The 548-nt window shown below is 66.2% G+C and carries 1 protein-coding gene; it reads left to right on the top strand.

Annotation, left to right across the window (positions count from 1 at the left end; all coding sequences use genetic code 11):
- On the top strand, positions 1–548 hold a 548-nt coding region (locus tag A5789_RS25690), incomplete at both ends, for a transposase (RefSeq protein WP_197516731.1).

Below are 548 nucleotides of genomic sequence, written 5' to 3'. Positions count from 1 at the left end.
GCCCTGACCTCGGTGGTGGCGACCTGCTACCTGCTCGGGGTGTCGACTCGCCGGATGGAGAAGCTCGTCGAATCCCTGGGTGTGACAAAGCTTTCCAAGTCCCAGGTGTCGGTCATGGCGGCCGAGCTCGACGCTCAGGTCGAGGCGTTCCGCACCCGCCCCCTCGATCAAGGCCCGTACACGTTCGTGGCTGCCGACGCTCTGGTGTTGAAAGTCCGCGAGAACGGGCGCGTGGTCAACGTGCACGCTCTGGTCGCCACCGGTGTCAACGCCGATGGCTACCGTGAAATCCTGGGCATCCAGGTCACCAGCGGCGAGGACGGCGCGGGCTGGCTCGCGTTCTTCCGCGACCTGGTCGCCCGCGGCCTGTCCGGAGTCAGCCTGGTCACCTCCGACGCCCACGCCGGGCTGGTCGCCGCGATCGGAGCCACATTGCCCGGAGCTGCCTGGCAGCGGTGCCGAACCCATTACACGGTGAATCTGATGTCGATAACCCCGAAATCGTCGTGGCCATGGGTGCGGACCTTGTTGCACTCGGTGTTCGACCA

Origin of the sequence: Nocardia sp. 852002-51101_SCH5132738 (genome assembly GCF_001665695.1) — a bacterium.
GTDB lineage: Bacteria > Actinomycetota > Actinomycetes > Mycobacteriales > Mycobacteriaceae > Nocardia > Nocardia nova.
The sequence above is the reverse complement of the archived record's forward strand: the minus strand, read 5'-3'. Positions and strand labels throughout refer to the sequence as shown.